The sequence below is a fragment of the Saccharothrix sp. NBAS 001 genome (assembly GCF_056640475.1).
The window spans coordinates 601644-618799 of the sequence record NZ_CM153251.1 but is presented as its reverse complement, the minus strand read 5'-3'; the positions used below and the strand labels follow the sequence as shown (position 1 = coordinate 618799).

The following is a 17156-nucleotide window of genomic DNA, read 5'->3' as shown; positions in this document are numbered from 1 at the left end:
TTGGAGGCGATCGGTGAATGGGCGATGCATCCCCGGTGGCGGCAGGCTCGGCGGTCCGGCAGCGCGCCGCGGGCTCGACGGTGGTGCAAGCCGGCCGCGATGCAACCGTGGAACAACACTTCCACACCGCGACTCCGACACGACCGCGCCAGCTGCCATTGCCCACGACGGGGTTCGTGGGACGCAATGGCCAACTTGAAGCGTTGCACCGCTTGGCGCAGTCCGGTGGCGACACGGTGGTGATCTCCGCGCTGTGCGGCACGGCGGGGGTCGGCAAGACGGCGCTCGCGGTCCACTGGGCGCACCAGGTCGTGGACCTGTTCCCGGACGGCCAGTTGCACGTCGACCTCCACGGGTACGGTCCAGGAGAGCCACTGGCCCCCGGCGAGGTCCTGACACGATTCCTGCGGGCACTCGGCATCGCGACCGTCCCGGCCGACGTGGAGGAGCGAGCCACGCTCTACCGGTCGTCACTCGCCGACCGCCGCATGCTGATCCTGCTCGACAACGCCCGCACCACCGAGCAAGTACTGCCCCTGCTGCCGGCCGCCGCCGGCTGCTTCGTGGTCGTCACCAGCCGCGACACCCTGCCCGAACTGCGTGTCAGGCACGGTGCCCTCAACCTCGACCTGGATCTGCTCACCGTGGACGAGTCCTTGACCCTGCTGCGCAACCTCGTGGGCACCCGGATCGCGGCGCCGTCCGCGGACGCGCTGGCGCTCGTCGAGCGGTGTGCCCGGCTTCCCCTGGCGTTGCGCATGGTCGCCGAGAGCGCGGCCTCCCGCCCCGGACGTCCGCTGCGGGAGCTGGCCGACGAACTCGAGTCCGGGCGGGAACACGACATCCACGCCGTGATCGCGTGGTCGGTCGGTCACCTGGACGAGCACTGTGCGTCGGCGTTCGGCCTGCTCGGCATCCACCCGGGCCGCGACTTCGACCAGACCTCCCTCGCCGCCCTCGTCGGTGTCGATCCGGCCGAGGCGGGTCGGCTGCTCGACGATCTGTCGCGCGCGCACCTGGTGGAGGAGATCCACAGCCGCCGGTTCCGCATGCACGACCTCCTGCGCACCCACGCCCACAGACTCGCGGAGAACCTCGACCCCGTCACCCGACACCTCGCCTTCTCCCGGTTGTTCGATCACTACCTACACGCGAGTGCCCGGGCTACCCGCACGCTGTTCGGCTCCGGCACGCTTCCCCTCCACGCCGCCCCGGTCCCGGACGCCCTGACCGGGCTGGACCACCCTCACTCCGCACGGAACTGGCTGGAGGACGAGTACACGGTCCTCGCGGCGGTCGCCGCCGAGGCGGAGCGCCGTGGCGAACACACTCGCGAGGTAGGGCACCTGTTCCACCACCTCGGTCTGGCCGCGCGGGCCGACGGGGATCCGGTGACCGCACTACGTCATTTCGACCGCGCAGTGGACCTGCTGCGCCCGTGGCGGACCACCACCATCGGACGGATCGCCTTGGACCGCGCGGAGACCCTGCTCGATGCGGGGCTGGTCACCCCTGCGGACGCGATGTTGGCAGCGCTGAGACAGGATCTCTCACGGGTGGATGCCGCCGAGGCCGACCACCTGCGGGCGCTGGCGGCGCTGATACGCGGCGAGACCGACATCGCGCGGCGCCTCGCCCGAGCCGCCGAACGAGTGTTCCGGGCCACCGGGGACCGACGGGCAACGATCGCCGGCCTGGTCGGACTGTCCGCCTCCCCCGGCCGGAAGGCCGCGATCCAGGAGGCAGCCGCCTTGGCGGACACCCTCGACGTGTCCGGAGAACACAAGACCGCGGCCTTCGCACACCTGATGACCGCACGACTGCAGGTCAAGGCGAACCGACTCCGCCAGGCGGAACAGACGCTGGCGGCGATCCGTCCGTCCTCGATCGACCTGCTCGTTTTGCACAGGCTGTGCCGCACCGAACTGCTGCTCGCCGCCGGGCTCGAACACAACGCCATCGAGAACGCCTGGATCGGGCTCCGCGAGCTCGCGACCGCGCGACGAGACCCCACAGAACTCCGGTTCCTCACCGAAATCCACGGACGCGCGCTCGGCGCGCTGACATCGCGCATCGCGTTCGACACGCTCGACCCTCAGCAGGCACTGCAGGTCACCGAACAAACCCGCCTCGCCATGTCACGCTCGACGGTGAGGCGAACGCCCACGCCGATGCTGAACGACCTGCTCACCGAAATGCGCTTCCTGATCCGCGCCCTGTCGGACGCGCCCGGATCGAACGACGAGCAGTCGGCGCGGCAAACCAGGCTGGATCAGTTGCGCTCCGAAGCGGCACTGCTCGGCTGGACCGAGCAGCGAACGACCGAGTCGAGCGTGGCCGATCTCGGACGAGCCCTCGGCGCTCGCGCCCTGCTCTCCTTCACCGCCACCTGGAACGAGCTGACCGCGCTCGTGGTCACCGGGAACTCCGCACACATCGTGCCGTTGGGTCCGGCCCAGTTCACAGCCGACGCGGCGGCACGGCTACGGGCCGACCTGTGCGCACTCGCGCTGGACAACACGCGCCGGAAGGCTGTCGTCCCAGTCCTCACGGCCTCGGCGCACGAGCAGGCCCGACGGCTCGACGAAGCACTGATCACGCCACTGGTCGAGCTGATCGGAGACCGAGACCTCGTGGTCGTGCCCACCGGCGCGCTCACCACCGTGCCCTGGGGGTGCCTCGAATCGTTGTCGGGACGAACGATCGCGGTGGCCCCGTCCGCGACGTCATGGGCCGCCCGCCCACCCACGCATGGTGCCGACCGCGTCGTGGTCGTGGCCGGGTCACACGCCGAGCCGGACGTTCAACACCTGGTCCGACACCACACGCGTGCCACCCTGTTGACCGGCGGCCGTGCGCGCGGCGACACCGTCCTGGCCGCGATGGACGGAGCACGGATCGCGCACCTGACCGTCATGGTCTCCGACCAACACGAGAACACCGCCCTGTCCGTCATCCACCTGGCAGACAGAGACGTGCACGCCCACGAGTTCGCCGAACTCGCCCGACCACCGGAAATCGTCATCCTGGACGGCCCCAGCATCAGAGCCCACCGCCCCTACGACCACCAAAATCAGTTCGGACTCGCGGACGGTCTCCTCCGCGCAGGCGTCCGAAGCGTGGTCATCGCGGCCGGCGACATCGGCGTGACCACCGGGGCACAAGCAATGCGCGAACTCCACATAGCCCTCGCACAGGGCCAATCCCCCGCCCACGCCGTCGCCCAGATCACCAGACGCGACCCATTCCACCGGCCCTACCTCTGCATCGGGCTCGACTGACGGAGACTCCCTGCACGAACAGACCCACAGCCGGCCTCCACGTGTCCAGCACCAGATCCGCCCAGCGCGAACAACGCGATCCAGTCATGCCGCGCGCCGAAGCCGACCACATCCAAGCCTGAAGAGACGACCACTTGTCTACGCGAATAGTGGCACGCCCCTTCCCCGGAATCGCCTAGATCAAGCCACTGCAGTCAGGCACTCCTCCTGTTCCGCGGCCTCGACATCCCGTACCACATCGCCGACACCCTCGACAGCCTCGGCTTGCCTCACGCTGCCCTCGGACAGCATGAACGCGCCCGCGCGGTGTGGTTGGAGGCGCTGGCGCTTTATCGGGACCAAGCACGCACCGCCGACGCCGACCGCGTCCAACGCCGACTCGATGACTTGGGCGACGTCGCGGACTCCGCTTCTGCCGACACGTAACCGACCTCCCGGCTCCCGACGCTGCCCGGCAACGCCGCGAACCACAGGACTAGGACCGGCGCAGCGGCACCGGCTCGCCCTCCCAGAGCACGTCTCCGCCGGATCCTTCATCAACAGGGCCGAGTTCGATTCCTTCCGCGCGCAAAGCATCGATGGCGAGTGCGACCAAGGTCTCGCGTTCCTGGACCCGGTCACGGTGCCCGGCACGGGCCTCGGCGTCCTGGTCGGGGCGTTCGTTGGGCGGGTCGAAGGGCATGCACAGGTAGGCGCAGAGCACGTTGGTCACGGCCTGGCGCAGCACTGCGTCGCCGTCCTGGGCCGGGCGCTCCAGCGCGTAGAGGCCGCCCAGTCGGACCGGTGCCTAGTCCGACCCGAGCTGTTCGACGCCCTTGCCGTACTGGTCGGTCACCCGGCGCGCGGTGGCGTCCTCCCGGTTGTACTTCGCGACCTGCTCGGCGTGCCGCCGGGTGTGCTCGGCGACCTCGCGCTGGAGTTCGTGGGCGCGGTCGGCGTTGTCGCGCTGCAACTCGTAGGCGCGGGCAACGTCGGCCTGGTCGATCTCCTTCTGCACCAGGCCGATCTCGGTGGCATGCTGCCGCCGCCACGCCAGATACAGGGCGAACACCCCGCCACCGCCGATCCCGATCGACAGGCCGGTGCGCAACGCGTCGAACCACGCGGTCACCAACGCCTGGTCGTCCAGCCCGGCGGTGCCCGCCCACCACAACGCCAGCACGATCCCCGCCGTGGCCACCGCGATCCCGCCGGCGACCACCGCGATCGTCCTCGCGGGCATCGGCGCCAACGGCCTCCGCGTCACCGGGACAGGCACCGGCGACGAAACCGGCACGACAGGACGGGGCGGTGGGGCGGCGGGCTGGGCGGTCACGCCGCAGATCATCGTCTCGACCGGCCAGGCCCCGGCCCGGAATCGGGCCGGATACACCCGAACGCCGACGGTGTCGCAGAACGTGTCACGACACGGCGGTCGGCCTCGGGCGAGCCGAGGGCTTGGCGTGCCGGGCCTCCAGCTACCGGGTGCGCTGCCGTCGGGTAAAGCGCGAACAGCCCGCCGCCCACCGCGACCGACACCGCGATCTGGAGGGTGTGAACAGGGTCTGTGGATCAGCCCGCCAGCGGCTCGCCGGGGGTGGGATCGGGCGCGGCCTCGACGAGGTCGTGCCAGGTTCCGTCCAGGCCTACGACCAAGTGGTGATCCGGGGTGGGCCACCACCCTGCGGGCCAGGTCGACCCGATCGTCGCCTGGCGCGAGACCTGGGCCGTGTCGAACCTGACGTCCCCGCCGAACCCCGCCTCGCCAAACTTGGCTTCCTCGCCGAACATCGTCTTTCTGAACCAGGCTTCCCTATCAAACCTCGCCTCGCCGAACTCGACTACCCCACCGAACGTCGTACTACCGAACCTGGCTTCCTCGCCGAACATCGTCTTTCTGAACCAGGCGTCCCCGCCGAACCTCGCCTCATCGAACCAGGCGGTCCCGCCGAACATCGCCTCGCTGAACCAGGCTTCCCTATCGAACGTCGCCTCGCTGAACCTGGCTTCCCTGTCGAACGTCGCCCCGCCGAACCCTGCGTCCCCGCCGAACATCGCCCCGCCGAACCCTGCTACCCCGCCGAACATCGCCCCGCCGAACCAGGCGTCCCCGCCGAACATCGCCTCGCTGAACCTGGCGTCCCCGCCGAACATCGCCCCGCCGAACCCTGCGGTCCCGATGAACGTCGCCCCGCCGAATGCGACGTGGCGCGGATGACAGTGGTCGAGGTCGAGGTCGATGAGGGTGGCATCGGTGAGGTCGAGGTCGATGTCGGGCCAGAATGTGGCATCGGGCCGGTCGGGGTCGTCGCCGGGGCGCAGGTGGTCACGCAGGATGCGTTGGGCGGCGAGTCGGACCTCGCGTTCCTGGACCCGGTCACGATACTCGACGCGGGCCTCGACCCCCGCGTCTTGGCCGGGGTGCTCACCGGGCGGGTCGAAGGGCATCCGGAGGTAGGCGCAGAGCACGTTGGTCACGGTCTGGCGCAGCACTGCGTCGCCGTCCTGGGCCAGGCGCTCCAGCGCGTAGAGGCCGCCCAGTCGGACCGGTGCCTTGTCCGAGCCGAGCTGCTCGACGCCCTTGCCGTACTGCTCGGTCACCCGGCGTGCGGTGGCGTCGGCCTCGGTCGCGGCGGCGACGCGCTCGGCGTGCCGCCGGGTGGTGTCGGCAACGTGCTCGGCGTGGTCCTGAACGCGGTCACGCTGCGCGAGCTCGGCCTCGCGGTGGCGCAACTCGGCGTGGCGGGCCTCCAGTTCCAACTCCTGGGTGCGCTGCCGCCGCGCCGCCAGATAGAGCGCGAACAGACCGCCGCCGCCCACCGCGACCGAGGCGGCCACCTTCACCGCGTCCAGTTGTGCGGCGGCTTTCTTGTCGACGTCGGCCAAGGCCAGGCCGTCGATCCACGACCACAGCCACCAGCCCGACCCGCCCGCCACCGCGAGCACCACCAGGCCGACCACCGGCACCGTCCACCGCGGCAACGGCACCCGCCGCGCCGGCGGCGGGATGCCCGGCACGGGTCGGGGAGACGGCGATGGGGCGCTCGGATCGGTCACGCGCAGGATCATCGCCGGGCCGCCGGGGTAGCGGGGACCTGTCCGGGCGGGTGCACCCGTTCGCACGCACGGTCAGGGCGGCTGGCCGGTGGCCTGGCACATCTCGCACGGGTCGGGGTCGCGAACGGGCTGTAGTCCCAGGTCCTCCTGATAGGGTCTGGCGATCCGGAGCAGATTCGGGAACCACAGGGAGGGTGGAATGGCGGTCACCACGCTTCGGATCTTCCTGAGCTGGTGTCTATCGTGACGTCGACGCCAAGACGGCGTTGCTGGCCGAGCTGCTGGCGACGTTGGGGCTGTTCACGGATCTGCGGGTGGAGTGGTGGGAAGACAGCCACCTGACCTGCGGGGAGGAGTTCACCCCGGCGATCCTGGACCGCATGGACGAGGCCGACTTCGGGTTGCTGTTGGTGTCCACCGACTACCTGGCCAGTCGGTTCATCCGTGAGCACGAGCTGCCGCGGTTCGCCGGTCCGGGTGCGGACCGGGGTGCCCTGCCGGTCAGGCTCTCCCCGTTGCCTCCGTTCGGTCCGGAGGTCGACTTCGGTGGTCTGGCGGAGCTGAACATGTTCTCCCTGGACGGCCGTGCCTTCATCGAGACCTCCGGTCCCCGACGCAGGAGGTTCGGCCTGGATCTGGCGGCCTCCGTCCGCCGTCGTGCCCTGGGCTTGAACGGATACCGCTCCCTGTGACCGTCAAGTTGAACCGCGGGGAGATCGCGGACCGTCTCCACGCCTTGGCCGGGGTTCTGACTCCCCTGCAGCACGCCCGTGTCGAGGCGATCGGTGCCCTGGTCGACGAGCGGGGCCGGTTCGTGCTGCGCGCCGCGCTGGAGGCGGCCGGGTTCGCGGGGGACGACGCCCGCGTCCAGGACGCGTTCCAGGACTTCCGGGACAAGGTCAACGCCCGTGCCCGCGACGCCGGTGTCGACCTGGTGTTGGAACTGGACGCACGCAAGGTCAGACCGGACCACCGCCACGGCTGGTTCACCGGGGATCCGATCGGCCGGGGCCTGGCGTCCTACACCGCGGAGGTTTCCACCCGCACCGGCATCGCCCACCCGGTCGCTCCCGCGGTCGCCGAGATCGGTGACTCCCGACGCCGGCGCGACTACGCCATCACCAGCAAGGACGCGAGCCTGCTCGCATTCCCCACCTCCGTACCCGTCGACTCCGACCACTCCCCCGTAGCCGTACAGAAGAACTGACCACCCGAGCACCGTGTGAGCCCACCGACCCGATCGCGGTCGACGCTCACCGACGACAGTGCCACCCACCCACGGCGCACCCCGAGCACCCCGGTCGCACAGACCTTCCAGAGCGCCCCGCGCAGGGCCGGACGCGCGGACCAACTCACGCTCGCGTAGATCGCGAGGCGGCCGGGCGACCGCGCATCCCAGCGGTCAGTCCTGGAATGATGCACCGACGGTGAACACATCGGGCATCGGGCTTCCCGTCGTCCAGGCGCTGATGAACGAGCTAGACGCCGCAGCCAGTCTCATGAACCGCGCCGTCGAACTGCTCAAGGGCTACCGGTCGGCGGCCCACGACGCGGACCCGCTGCTGGCTCCGATCCAGACGCCATCGCAGTCGGGTACGGCGTCCGGCACTGGGGCCGCGCGGTTGTCCACGCCTATCCTTGGTCGACCCGATCCGCCTGTCGTGGCCCGGATCTGCCGGAACTGTGAAACTCCGTCGAGGCCAGCTGTCCGACCGACGAGGCCGTCGACTTGTTGATGACTGCCTCCAGTGGTCGGGCTGACGCGGACCGCCGTTGCGGGCGACACGTGGTGCGTGGGCCGTGGCCATCGGGTCGCGTACGCGGTCGGCGATGGCTCGACTTCTCATGGACTGGCAACGTCGTCCGCACTCAGACGTCGGGGCTTGCAGTTGTCGTTTGGTTCGCTTCCGCCTCGACGGCAGAAGGGAGTTCAGCGAACGAACACTCGCGGGGAGCGTGCTTCCGGAGGCTTCCAAGGGTGATCGTCATTTGATCGCCCACTGCCGAGTTGAGCCTCGTCGTGGACATGACGTAGAAGTCCCACTGATCGAGGTTGAGCGGGTCGACCACGGCCTTGTCCGTACACGCGAGGACACAGAAGACGTAGACATCGGCTTGGCGTGCGCGTTCAGCGGCGGTCGTGTTCGTCGCGGCATCCCAGCCGGCCGCCGGACGGATGCCGAAGGAGACGTTCGACAGTTTCTCCTGCGGCCAGCTTTGCAGATATGCCGACGACTTCACCTCGATCCGGAGCCCATGGCGAGTGCGCAGGTCGAGGGCGTCCCACTCCAGTCGTGTACCGTCGACGCACTCCAGTGCCCGCCCCACGATGTACTCGGCGAGCACACCACGCATCGTGTTGACCACCAGGTCGGAGCAGGCCCAACTCCAGAACCCGTGAAGGTTCGTACCGACGCTCCGCCCCTTCTGCGTGAACGGCTCGTCACCGGTCTCCGGGGTCACGGTGATCGCGTCCAACTTGTTGTGGGACACAGATTTACTCCCATTCGGTTCAATGTGCCCAGTAGGCATTATGCCCGAACGGCGGCCGGTGGCTTCACCACAGGTCGAGACGAGCCGACGCATGCCGAGGCGTTCGGGGCAGGTGTGTCTGAAGGATCGAACGTCACTCTTCGCCGGCACAGATCTTGCAGATGTCACCGCTGAACATCCTGCCCGGGTGTTCGAGGAAGCACTGGGGGCAGAACCTCGCTCGTGGCGCTGCTGCGGCTTCGCAGGAGCAGCGGCGGCAGGTCGGGCACCTGTGGTCCCCGCACGCAGTGCACGGTGGTTCAGTGGGGCGGAACTCGGCGGTGCAGTGTTCGCACCAGGCCGGTTCGTATCCACCGCCCCAGGAGGAGCGGACCGACAGTCCTCCCCAGCCTGGCTGATCGGCCACGAAGACCGCGAACACGTAGCCGTCGTCGACGACGGCGTCGCCGTGGAACGAGTCGGTCAGGGCGCCGGACGGGAAGCGCAGCTGATCCTCCCCACGCGCGGCCCCGCTCCTCCATGCCTGTTCGAGCAAGGTTCCCTGTTGAGGAGTTCCCCGTCGGACGGGCAGCACGTCGTTGGCTCGGGCGGCGAACCGGAGGACGACTACTTCCTCGCCGTCGTCCCCGAGTCGGGTGTCCGCGATGACGACGTAGCCCGGGACGGCCAACTGCTGGGCCATGCTCACCGCACAGGCTTCACGGCTCGCATCCGACATCCGGACCAGTCGCACGACCGCCGCAGCCGTAACACCACCACCATCGAGAGCGGAGGCCACGAGTTCGTCGCCGATCAACAGCATGGCCGCGAAGGCATCACAGATGTCTTCTTCCAGTGCCTCCCCGTTGTCCCGCTCCTCGAAGAGCAGATCAGCGGTTGCCGGATCGTTGTCGACGAGGAAGTGGGCGAACTCGTGGGCCAGACTGAAAAGCCGGCGGCCATGGCTGGCGGTCGAACCGACGACGATGCGTGGCGGGCTCTCATCCCTGAGGTAGGCCGCCGCGATGGAACATGTCGAAGACTCCGCCCGGCCGGGTTGGTAGTCGAGTACGAGGTCGTCGCGTCGGGAGATCGTGGCTTCCACATCTCGACGCAACTGCTGGGACAAACCCGGTTCGACCCGTTCGCGTCGGTCCAGCAAGCCCGCCGCCAACTCTTTTATCTCCAAAGGAACCCGAGTGCTGCGTGGCACTAGAGGTCACCTCCCGCAAGCACGTCGAGCAGGTCCTCCCACAACTTCACCTCAGAAGGACCTTCAGTGTCGACGAACTGGGTCCGCGCAGCGGCAAGGCCGGGGACATGGTGTGCGGCCGTCACGAGATCGGTGCCGTGCTTCTCGGCGAGGCGGCGGACGACCGAAAACCGTCGAGGGTTGTTCAACGCAACACACAGATCAGCGGACAGCGGTAGCGCCGACGCGGTCAGGTCCTGCGCAGAGACGTCAACGAGTATCTCGCTGAGTTTCTCGGCCTGGTCCGGCGTCAACGGACTCCCGCCTGTAGCGATCCGTCGTGCATCAGGCAGATCGACTATCAGGACGTCGGCCAGGCGCGATGGGCCGATGCCGGCCGCCTTCAGCCTGTCGGGCAGCGGGACGGCCTGGCCGCCCGAGTCGTGTCCGCCGATCTCGGCCGCGGCAACAGCAGCCAATTGCGCCGACAATTCCCTCCTGAACTCCTGCCGCACTTCAAGATCGTCGACGTGCAGAGCGCCCACAGTCGAGGCGACGACGGGGATCCGCCCGGCGAGTGCTGACCTCCACAGCTCGATGAAATCGTCGACGAGCCCACTGTCGAAGATGCCGAGACATGCCTGCAACGAAAACAGTGGCACCGGGGTCGTCAAGGCAGCGAACACCGCGACCGCGACCGGCAGCGGGTTGTCGTCGGCATCGACCACCGCCGTGAACGGATCGGCGTAGTCGACATCGACTGTGGCAGGCGCGAACTCCGCATAGCCGTCATCGACCTCGAGAACGACTCCCAGGACGACGACATCAGCCCAGGAGACCCGCCACATCTGCCCGATCTCGACCTCGGGCAACGCATGCGCCAGCAGCCGCCCGACCTGCCGTACGGCACGCGAGGCTTCAAGGGTCAACCGCAGGTCGCCGCATCGTGCGGAAGCCGTACGATCCGGCGAGCCGTCATCAGCACGCATCATGCCTCCTGCTGGTCCGATACTTCCCCAACCGGGTCGCTGTTTCACGAGCATGCATTGCTAAGACGACGAACCGCGCCGGATCGTCCACGTAGGCGATCACTGCTCGGAGGCCAGGCGTTCGGTCAGCACTCTGAGGATCGCCGCTCCGCCGTCGCCGGGTGGAAGCAGCTTCTGCAGTAGGGATTTCAGCCGTGCCTGGGTCTTCGCGATCGTCGAGTGCCCGAGATCGATGTGCTTGGCAGCCTCGCGTGAACTGAGGTCCAACAAGGGGAGGACCTGGCGCTCCCGCGCGGTGAGCTGATCAAGGATCACCGCGACCTGATCCCCCACTTCGATCTCGGTATAGGGAGACCGGGAAGGCGGATCGAGGACATCGACGGGAACGACGGCGGGCAGGCTGTCCAGATCGAAGCGACGTGCGACCACCCGTCCGAGGCCGGCGAAGGAAACCGCGCCATCGGCAGCGACCAGGACAGCACGTATGAGGGCGACCATGTCGTCGCGCCCGGCCAGCGGTCCTTGCCTGTTCGCTTCCGGGCGCCAACGTCGCTGGACAACGGAGACAGACATCGCCGCGCGCACCAGCGTGGCCTCGTCGCCGCCGAACGACCCCGCTGGCCCACCCCGCATGGCCACGTACTCCCCGTCGACGATCACGTCGTCCATCTCGGCGATGACGTCCTTGATCCGCCGGATCTGCCTTCCCACCACCGTCCCCCGGGCCTGATCACGGAGGAAGTTCAACACCGTGGTCTCCAGCAGCCGGGCCAAAGACGCGTCGTCGGTAGCCAGCGCCGCGAGTTGCACCAACCGCTCGACAGCGCGGGTACCGGTGAGAAAATCATGCGCGGTCGTCATCACCGCCTGCTCGCTCCACACTCGAAAGCCTGCAGGAGGAGGGAAGTTGCGAGCGGTGCCCACCTTGGCGACGGTGTCGTACAGCAGCCTGCCGCCTTCGTTGCCGAGGGTGCCTGTAGTCAGCAGCGTGTCGAGAATGCTCATGCCAACCCCACCATCACCAGGACGTCGTGCAGACACGCATCACCGAGTTGCCCCTGGTAGCTGGTGTGGCTCGGCATCGAGAAGAAGCGCACGTCCACCGTGCGGCGGTAGACTTTCGGGAAGATACCGTCCTTGTTCAACCCGATCGAGCGGTCCGCGGGATGCCTGACGTGCTTGGAGGAGAACTCCCCGACGCTCGTCCGACAGATGATGATCACGTCGTCGAGCACGCCCGGGACGGGGCCACGAACGACGACGACCGGACGAGTGGGCTTCTTGTTCCCGCCATAACAACTGGTGTCGACCCAGAACACGTCTCCGGCTCGCGGCACTCCGGTCGGGTGCGGAAGCGCCGGCGGAAGCTCGACCGCCACTCGTCTCCCCTCTCTGGTGAGCTGACTCTACTGGTGATCCAAGCACCCCCGATCCACCAACCCGCACACGAAAGAGTGCAGGCAGGCCACCGTGTCCTCACTGCACGCAGTGCACCGGGGACACGGGCCGAAGGGCGAGGCGAGGCGAGCCGCCCCGACCACGGCTCGCCTCGATGTCACTTCGTTCGCCGCCTTGGGGTCTGCGCCAAAGCCGACCCGGCCGCCGTCTTCGACGCCTTGCCGGCCCGACCATCGCGCAGAACCTTCGACGCAGCCCGTGCCGCAGCCGCACTGGTGTGCTTCGCCTTCGCCATGTTGATCACCTCCCTGGTACACGCGTCGCTACGCGCTCACGCTCCACCCAGACGGCGAACCAAGAGGATCTGTCCACACGGGCACACCCCGACGAACCCCGGACAAGACCTGTACCGCGCCCCAGGCGCGGCGCCTGTGCCGGTCCAGGGCGTGATCGGGGACTGCGAACAGGACTTCGGCCGCGCCGAAGCACGGCAGATGGAGGTACAGCCGCATCGATGCTGCCGTGGTGCTCGTCGGTTGAATGGCGCCGGTGCTCTCGACCGTCCTGGTCCAGCGGTCTTCGGCGACCGGCACGATCGGCGACGCCGCGTGCCGGTCCAGGACAGCTCGGACGAGTGCGGCCAGGTCGTGGGCCGCGAGTTCGTCGTCGGTGAGGCGATGCGCCGCAGCCAACGCCCGACGCCTGCGTTCGGCCAGGTCGCCGCTCCACTCAGGCAACGGTTCCCTGGGCACGGATGGCTGCGTGGCGTTCACGACCGTGGAGTATGAACTCGTCAGGACGCACACCGCGACCAGGCCCCACCCACCCATCCGGCCGAGCGAAGCGGGTGTCACATAGAGTGCGGGTGTGGCGCGCGAAGAGGTCCGCGGCCTCGTCGGCAGGAAATCCGAGATGGACGAGACGCGGGTCACACCGGCACGAAGTTGTCCTCAAACGGGTGAACTCCATCGCAGAGCAGTACGGGCTACCCACCAGCCTGCGAGGAGGGACCGACGCACCCGAACAACTCGAATGAAGGAGCCTGCCGTACTTTGGTCACTGATCGTCGAGGTCATCTCGGGACCGATACCGCTCGACTGCCCGATCGGTTGATGCACTACTCACCACTGAAGAGCAATTTAACCCTCAGCAGTCCTGCCACCTGCGCTTCCGGGACCGGTGGTCACTGCTAGCGTCCGCGCCGGCGATGGCTCGCCGGCCCTGAACCGCGCGCCGACGGTGACCCGATTTCCCCGTCGACGACACCAGCACGAGCCTCTCGTGGCTGCTGAACGCGACTTCGGATCCGGCGCGCTCCATTCCTCAGGTCCGAGCCGTCTCGTGCCCTCCGGGTGGTAGTGCCGAGGCGACTCCCTCGCATTGATCGCGCATGCGTGGCGCGCAGCAAATGCGCATCGATCAGATTTTCGAGGGAGAGCTCGTGGACGACATCATCGCGGCCGGTGCACCGCGGCAGAGCGTCGACGTGCACGGGCGTCGTGCTTCGACCGCTGCGGAAGCCGAGTTCGCGGTCGACGCCCGCGCGGAACTGCAGGCGCACGCCAGCCGGATCGGCCGACTCACCCACCGCCAGTTCCACACCATCCGGGACCTTGCCATCGCCGCGGGGCTCGCCCCCCGGGTCGCAGCGGTGACGGCGTGGCTGGCCGCGGACCCCCAGGACGCGATCGCACAGCTCAAACGACCACGGGTCGAGATTGTCGCGCAGGGCATCACGGCCAAGGTGATCGAGATCGACGTGATGACCCACCCCTTGGTCCGCGCCCCGGAGAACCTGCGGATGGCCGCACACCGGTACGAGGGCGCGTACCGGATGCCGCCCTACACCTCGGCTGCCGACAACTCGACGCTGCTGCTCAGGCTGGACGGCACGGACGATGTGGACACGGCGATGAGGTTCTACTTCGCCGAGCTGGCGAAGATCGACGCCGAGGTCGTCGCGAACAACAAGTACGGCGACGACATCCGCATTAACGGGATCAGGGTCGGCGGCATCCTGTTCCCGCTGGTGCTCGAGTTCGCCGGGCGGGCACCGGGCATCGCCGGATGGGAGACCGCCGACAGCTACGGCCGCGCCTACTTCACCCAGGACGCCGAGGGGATCGAACCCGCGCACGTGCTGGAGTGGTTGCGCCAGGTCCCGGTCGACGGGCACGAACAGGCGCGGCACCCACTGGCAAGGCGGCGGAACGAAGTCCTGTCGATCGCCGGCAAGGTCCTCGGCGGCACGTGGCTGTCGCGCGGTGAGGTCAAGAAGTTGCGCCGGGCGGTGATGCCGAAGACCAAGCTGGTCCTGTCCGTGGACGGCGACACCCCGCTCGACGAGGTCCGCCGTCGCGTGGTGGCCCTGCAGCACCTGGACCGCCCCACCCCGTTCAGCACCGCCACCGACTGGCAGACCCGCGCCGAGGCCGTGCTGACGCGACTGGCACAGCGCAACAGGTTCGTCCACCCCGGTCCAGAATCCCCGTCCGCGGTGCGCTGGTGGCTGGACCACCCCGTCGAAGCGGTGGCGCGCGCGAACATCAACGCCGACGACATCGCGATGATCGCCATCGCTTCCATGCTGACCGTCCCCAACACCGCTCAGGACAGGCACATCACCGACGCGTTGAAGACCCGAGGTGTCACTGGCACCCTGCGCAGCAATGCCCGCAGCGAGGTGGTCGCCCACGTCGTGTGCCGTGCGCTTCGAGGTGGGCGGACCGTCGAGGGCCCGCGCTCGGCGATGGAGCGCGTCCTGCGGTGGCCGGCCCTGCGCGGCCAGGTACCGGACCCACGTCCGGTGGGGGCGCTGCTCTCCGACGCCCTCGCCGAACTCGACGTGGCGACGGCGCAACGGTCGTTGGGGCACAAGCCCGACATCGGCCCCGCGACGCTGCAACTGGCCAGCAGGGCGGCGTTCCACCTGATCTGCACACCGACGGGTACCGACGTCCTGCTCCCCCGCAGTGCCCACGGCACCGCGTCGGAAGAGGCAGCCGAACCCGACCGGGTGCTCTCGCTGCTGGTCACCACCTCCACCGGCCTGCACCAACTGGCCCAGGCCATCTTCGACGGCCGGAAACGACTGCCCACACGACGCGTGCCACCCGGCGGCCACGCCGCGGACATCGCCGCCCCACCCGCACCCGAGGACACGCTCACCGCAGCCGACCTGCGATGGCTCGCGCTGCACCGCAAACCGGCGATCACCGACGTTTCCGCGACCGCCCTGATCGCGGTCGACTCGCACAACCTGCGTGTCCTGCTCGACCAAGCCCTCGTAACCGTGCAACGCATGGCGGCGCGCACCGATGCGGTGGTGCCCTTGATCGAAGAACGCGGGTGGAGCGATCCCCACGACTGCATGCCCCTCATCGAGGAGTTGGCCAAGCGCACCGGTTACTGGCACCAACTGCACCTCGTAGTGAACCGACCGCGCCCCACCGACGAGTCCACGCCGGCCCGAGGCGGTTCCCGATGACCAACCGCCCCCGCAACCACACACTTGGACAGGCGTCCGCGCACCCGCACGGTCTGCTCGGCTACGTCGTGGAAGACGAGATCCGTACTCGCAACGTCATCCGCCTGCTGCGCTGGCCCATTTGCGGCGCGGTCTCGATCCTGGTAGTGCTCACGCTGCTGCTGTTCTCTATGTCGCCGCCAGTCTCCGCAGCGCTGATTACGACCATGTCCACGGTGTTCGCCGGCGTGGGCCTGCGGTCGTGGCGCCAGAGAAGGCGCCGCAGGTCATCATGAAGATCCAGGGCATTCCGGGCGGCACCGCCTCCAATAGCGCCCTTTGTTATCTTGTCCACACATCCGCCAGCGCAACACACGAGCCAGACTCAAAAACGGCTTCGCCACCGACTGAGCCATCCGCACCTGGACCCATTACCCGACCAAGGCTGCGTGACACAGCACTAGCATCTTCTATGGAAACCTGAACACCAGTAGTAGTGCTCTGTGAAGTCAGATGGCAAGCCTCCGCCTTCTGTTGCGAGGGGTACTCCATCAGAATCAGCGTCACGGACAACTTTTAGGACCTGGTCTTCGTGTATGTAGTCGAGCTCGACCTGCCACCTGCGAATCTGCCCAAGCACGGTCACCTCGATGTTGGTTGTCCACAACTGCGTAGTCGAGACTTTCTGAGGGAGGGAAAAATTGCTGCTGATGGCATCGACATCCACGACATCCAGTTGGTCTCCGCCCGTCACTATAGTGGCGTAATCTTCGGAGTTGGCTTCCGTGCGTGGATCGTGACAGCGGTAACGATATCGAGGTGCGGTGTAATCCACGGGCTCGGTCGATACAAAACGCACACGCAGGGCAGTGATTGTAACACCTTGAGCGGAACGTGGTTGAAGTGCGATTGTGAGGGGGGTCGTGCGTGCGTCCCGTCCGCCTGCGGCCACCGCCGCGCGGTGTGGAGGAAGGCAAATGGCTTCGCCAAACCGATCATCGCTAGATAGCCGCGTTGGCTCGGGAACTTCATCTGGAGGAACTGGTAGTACCTTTGTCCAGTCGTTGGCCAGGTTGGCGCGAGACAGGGTCACACGAGCCGGGCCTGGTTCAGGTGAAGTGCTCGCGGTGCTCGTGAGTGGAGCAGCGTTGATGCTGGGAGTTGAGGCTTCTGTGGACGCGGTTGGTGCGACCTCTCGGACCTGAAGACAGCCGGTCAACCCGGCTGCCCCCACTCCGGATGCGCCCGCAAGCGCCAGCAAAGCACGTCTCAGTCTGTTAGTCACGAAGCACATAGTCGCACTCCCGGGACCGAGGGCGACA

At 68.0% G+C, this 17156-nt stretch carries 14 protein-coding genes; 5 read left to right on the top strand and 9 right to left on the bottom strand.

From position 1 onward, the window contains the following. The first annotated feature begins 17 nt into the window (after nucleotides 1-17). On the top strand, nucleotides 18-3281 hold the full coding sequence (locus AC0HI0_RS02855; protein ID WP_480930660.1) for a CHAT domain-containing protein: 3264 nt from the start codon (nucleotides 18-20) through the stop codon (nucleotides 3279-3281). Nucleotides 3282-3756: 475 nt separating this feature from the next. Here AC0HI0_RS02855 and AC0HI0_RS02850 read toward each other — a convergent pair whose 3' ends face one another. The 3 genes from AC0HI0_RS02850 to AC0HI0_RS02840 form a co-directional block, all read right to left on the bottom strand. Then, complete coding sequence (locus AC0HI0_RS02850; RefSeq protein WP_480930659.1) at nucleotides 3757-3993, bottom strand: hypothetical protein; 237 nt, start codon at nucleotides 3991-3993, stop codon at nucleotides 3757-3759. A gap of 75 nt (nucleotides 3994-4068) precedes the next feature. Then, complete coding sequence (locus AC0HI0_RS02845) at nucleotides 4069-4503, bottom strand: hypothetical protein (protein WP_480930658.1); 435 nt, start codon at nucleotides 4501-4503, stop codon at nucleotides 4069-4071. Between the two features lie 329 nt (nucleotides 4504-4832). Next, on the bottom strand, nucleotides 4833-6329 hold the full coding sequence (locus AC0HI0_RS02840; protein ID WP_480930657.1) for a pentapeptide repeat-containing protein: 1497 nt from the start codon (nucleotides 6327-6329) through the stop codon (nucleotides 4833-4835). A gap of 254 nt (nucleotides 6330-6583) precedes the next feature. Between AC0HI0_RS02840 and AC0HI0_RS02835 the strand changes: the two genes are divergently transcribed. Next, on the top strand, nucleotides 6584-7009 hold the full coding sequence (locus tag AC0HI0_RS02835) for a hypothetical protein (protein WP_480930656.1): 426 nt from the start codon (nucleotides 6584-6586) through the stop codon (nucleotides 7007-7009). Next, nucleotides 7006-7524, top strand: a complete 519-nt coding sequence (locus tag AC0HI0_RS02830) for a hypothetical protein (protein WP_480930655.1) — start codon at nucleotides 7006-7008, stop codon at nucleotides 7522-7524. Before AC0HI0_RS02835 ends, AC0HI0_RS02830 begins: the two co-directional genes overlap by 4 nt. A 662-nt stretch (nucleotides 7525-8186) precedes the next feature. Here the strand turns inward: AC0HI0_RS02830 and AC0HI0_RS02825 are convergent. The 6 genes from AC0HI0_RS02825 to AC0HI0_RS02800 form a co-directional block, all read right to left on the bottom strand. Beyond that, nucleotides 8187-8810 carry a hypothetical protein gene (locus tag AC0HI0_RS02825; protein WP_480930654.1) on the bottom strand — a complete coding sequence of 208 codons (624 nt, stop codon included), beginning with the start codon at nucleotides 8808-8810 and terminating at the stop codon, nucleotides 8187-8189. 133 nt (nucleotides 8811-8943) lie between these two features. Continuing rightward, nucleotides 8944-9894, bottom strand: coding sequence for an ImmA/IrrE family metallo-endopeptidase (locus AC0HI0_RS02820; RefSeq protein ID WP_480930653.1), 951 nt, complete (start codon nucleotides 9892-9894; stop codon nucleotides 8944-8946). A gap of 107 nt (nucleotides 9895-10001) precedes the next feature. Then, nucleotides 10002-10973: a hypothetical protein gene (locus AC0HI0_RS02815; RefSeq protein WP_480930652.1), complete on the bottom strand. Its 972-nt coding sequence runs from the start codon at nucleotides 10971-10973 to the stop codon at nucleotides 10002-10004. A gap of 96 nt (nucleotides 10974-11069) precedes the next feature. Further along, a complete protein-coding gene (locus AC0HI0_RS02810) occupies nucleotides 11070-11975 on the bottom strand; it encodes a hypothetical protein (RefSeq protein WP_480930651.1) in 906 nt (301 codons plus the stop codon). Further along, a complete protein-coding gene (locus tag AC0HI0_RS02805) occupies nucleotides 11972-12349 on the bottom strand; it encodes a hypothetical protein (RefSeq protein ID WP_480930650.1) in 378 nt (125 codons plus the stop codon). Before AC0HI0_RS02805 ends, AC0HI0_RS02810 begins: the two co-directional genes overlap by 4 nt. Nucleotides 12350-12691: 342 nt before the next feature. After that, nucleotides 12692-13141: a hypothetical protein gene (locus AC0HI0_RS02800; RefSeq protein WP_480930649.1), complete on the bottom strand. Its 450-nt coding sequence runs from the start codon at nucleotides 13139-13141 to the stop codon at nucleotides 12692-12694. 668 nt (nucleotides 13142-13809) lie between these two features. Between AC0HI0_RS02800 and AC0HI0_RS02795 the strand changes: the two genes are divergently transcribed. Further along, nucleotides 13810-15855, top strand: a complete 2046-nt coding sequence (locus tag AC0HI0_RS02795) for a hypothetical protein (protein WP_480930648.1) — start codon at nucleotides 13810-13812, stop codon at nucleotides 15853-15855. Then, a complete protein-coding gene (locus tag AC0HI0_RS02790) occupies nucleotides 15852-16130 on the top strand; it encodes a hypothetical protein (protein ID WP_480930647.1) in 279 nt (92 codons plus the stop codon). Before AC0HI0_RS02795 ends, AC0HI0_RS02790 begins: the two co-directional genes overlap by 4 nt. Nucleotides 16131-17156 lie beyond the last annotated feature (1026 nt).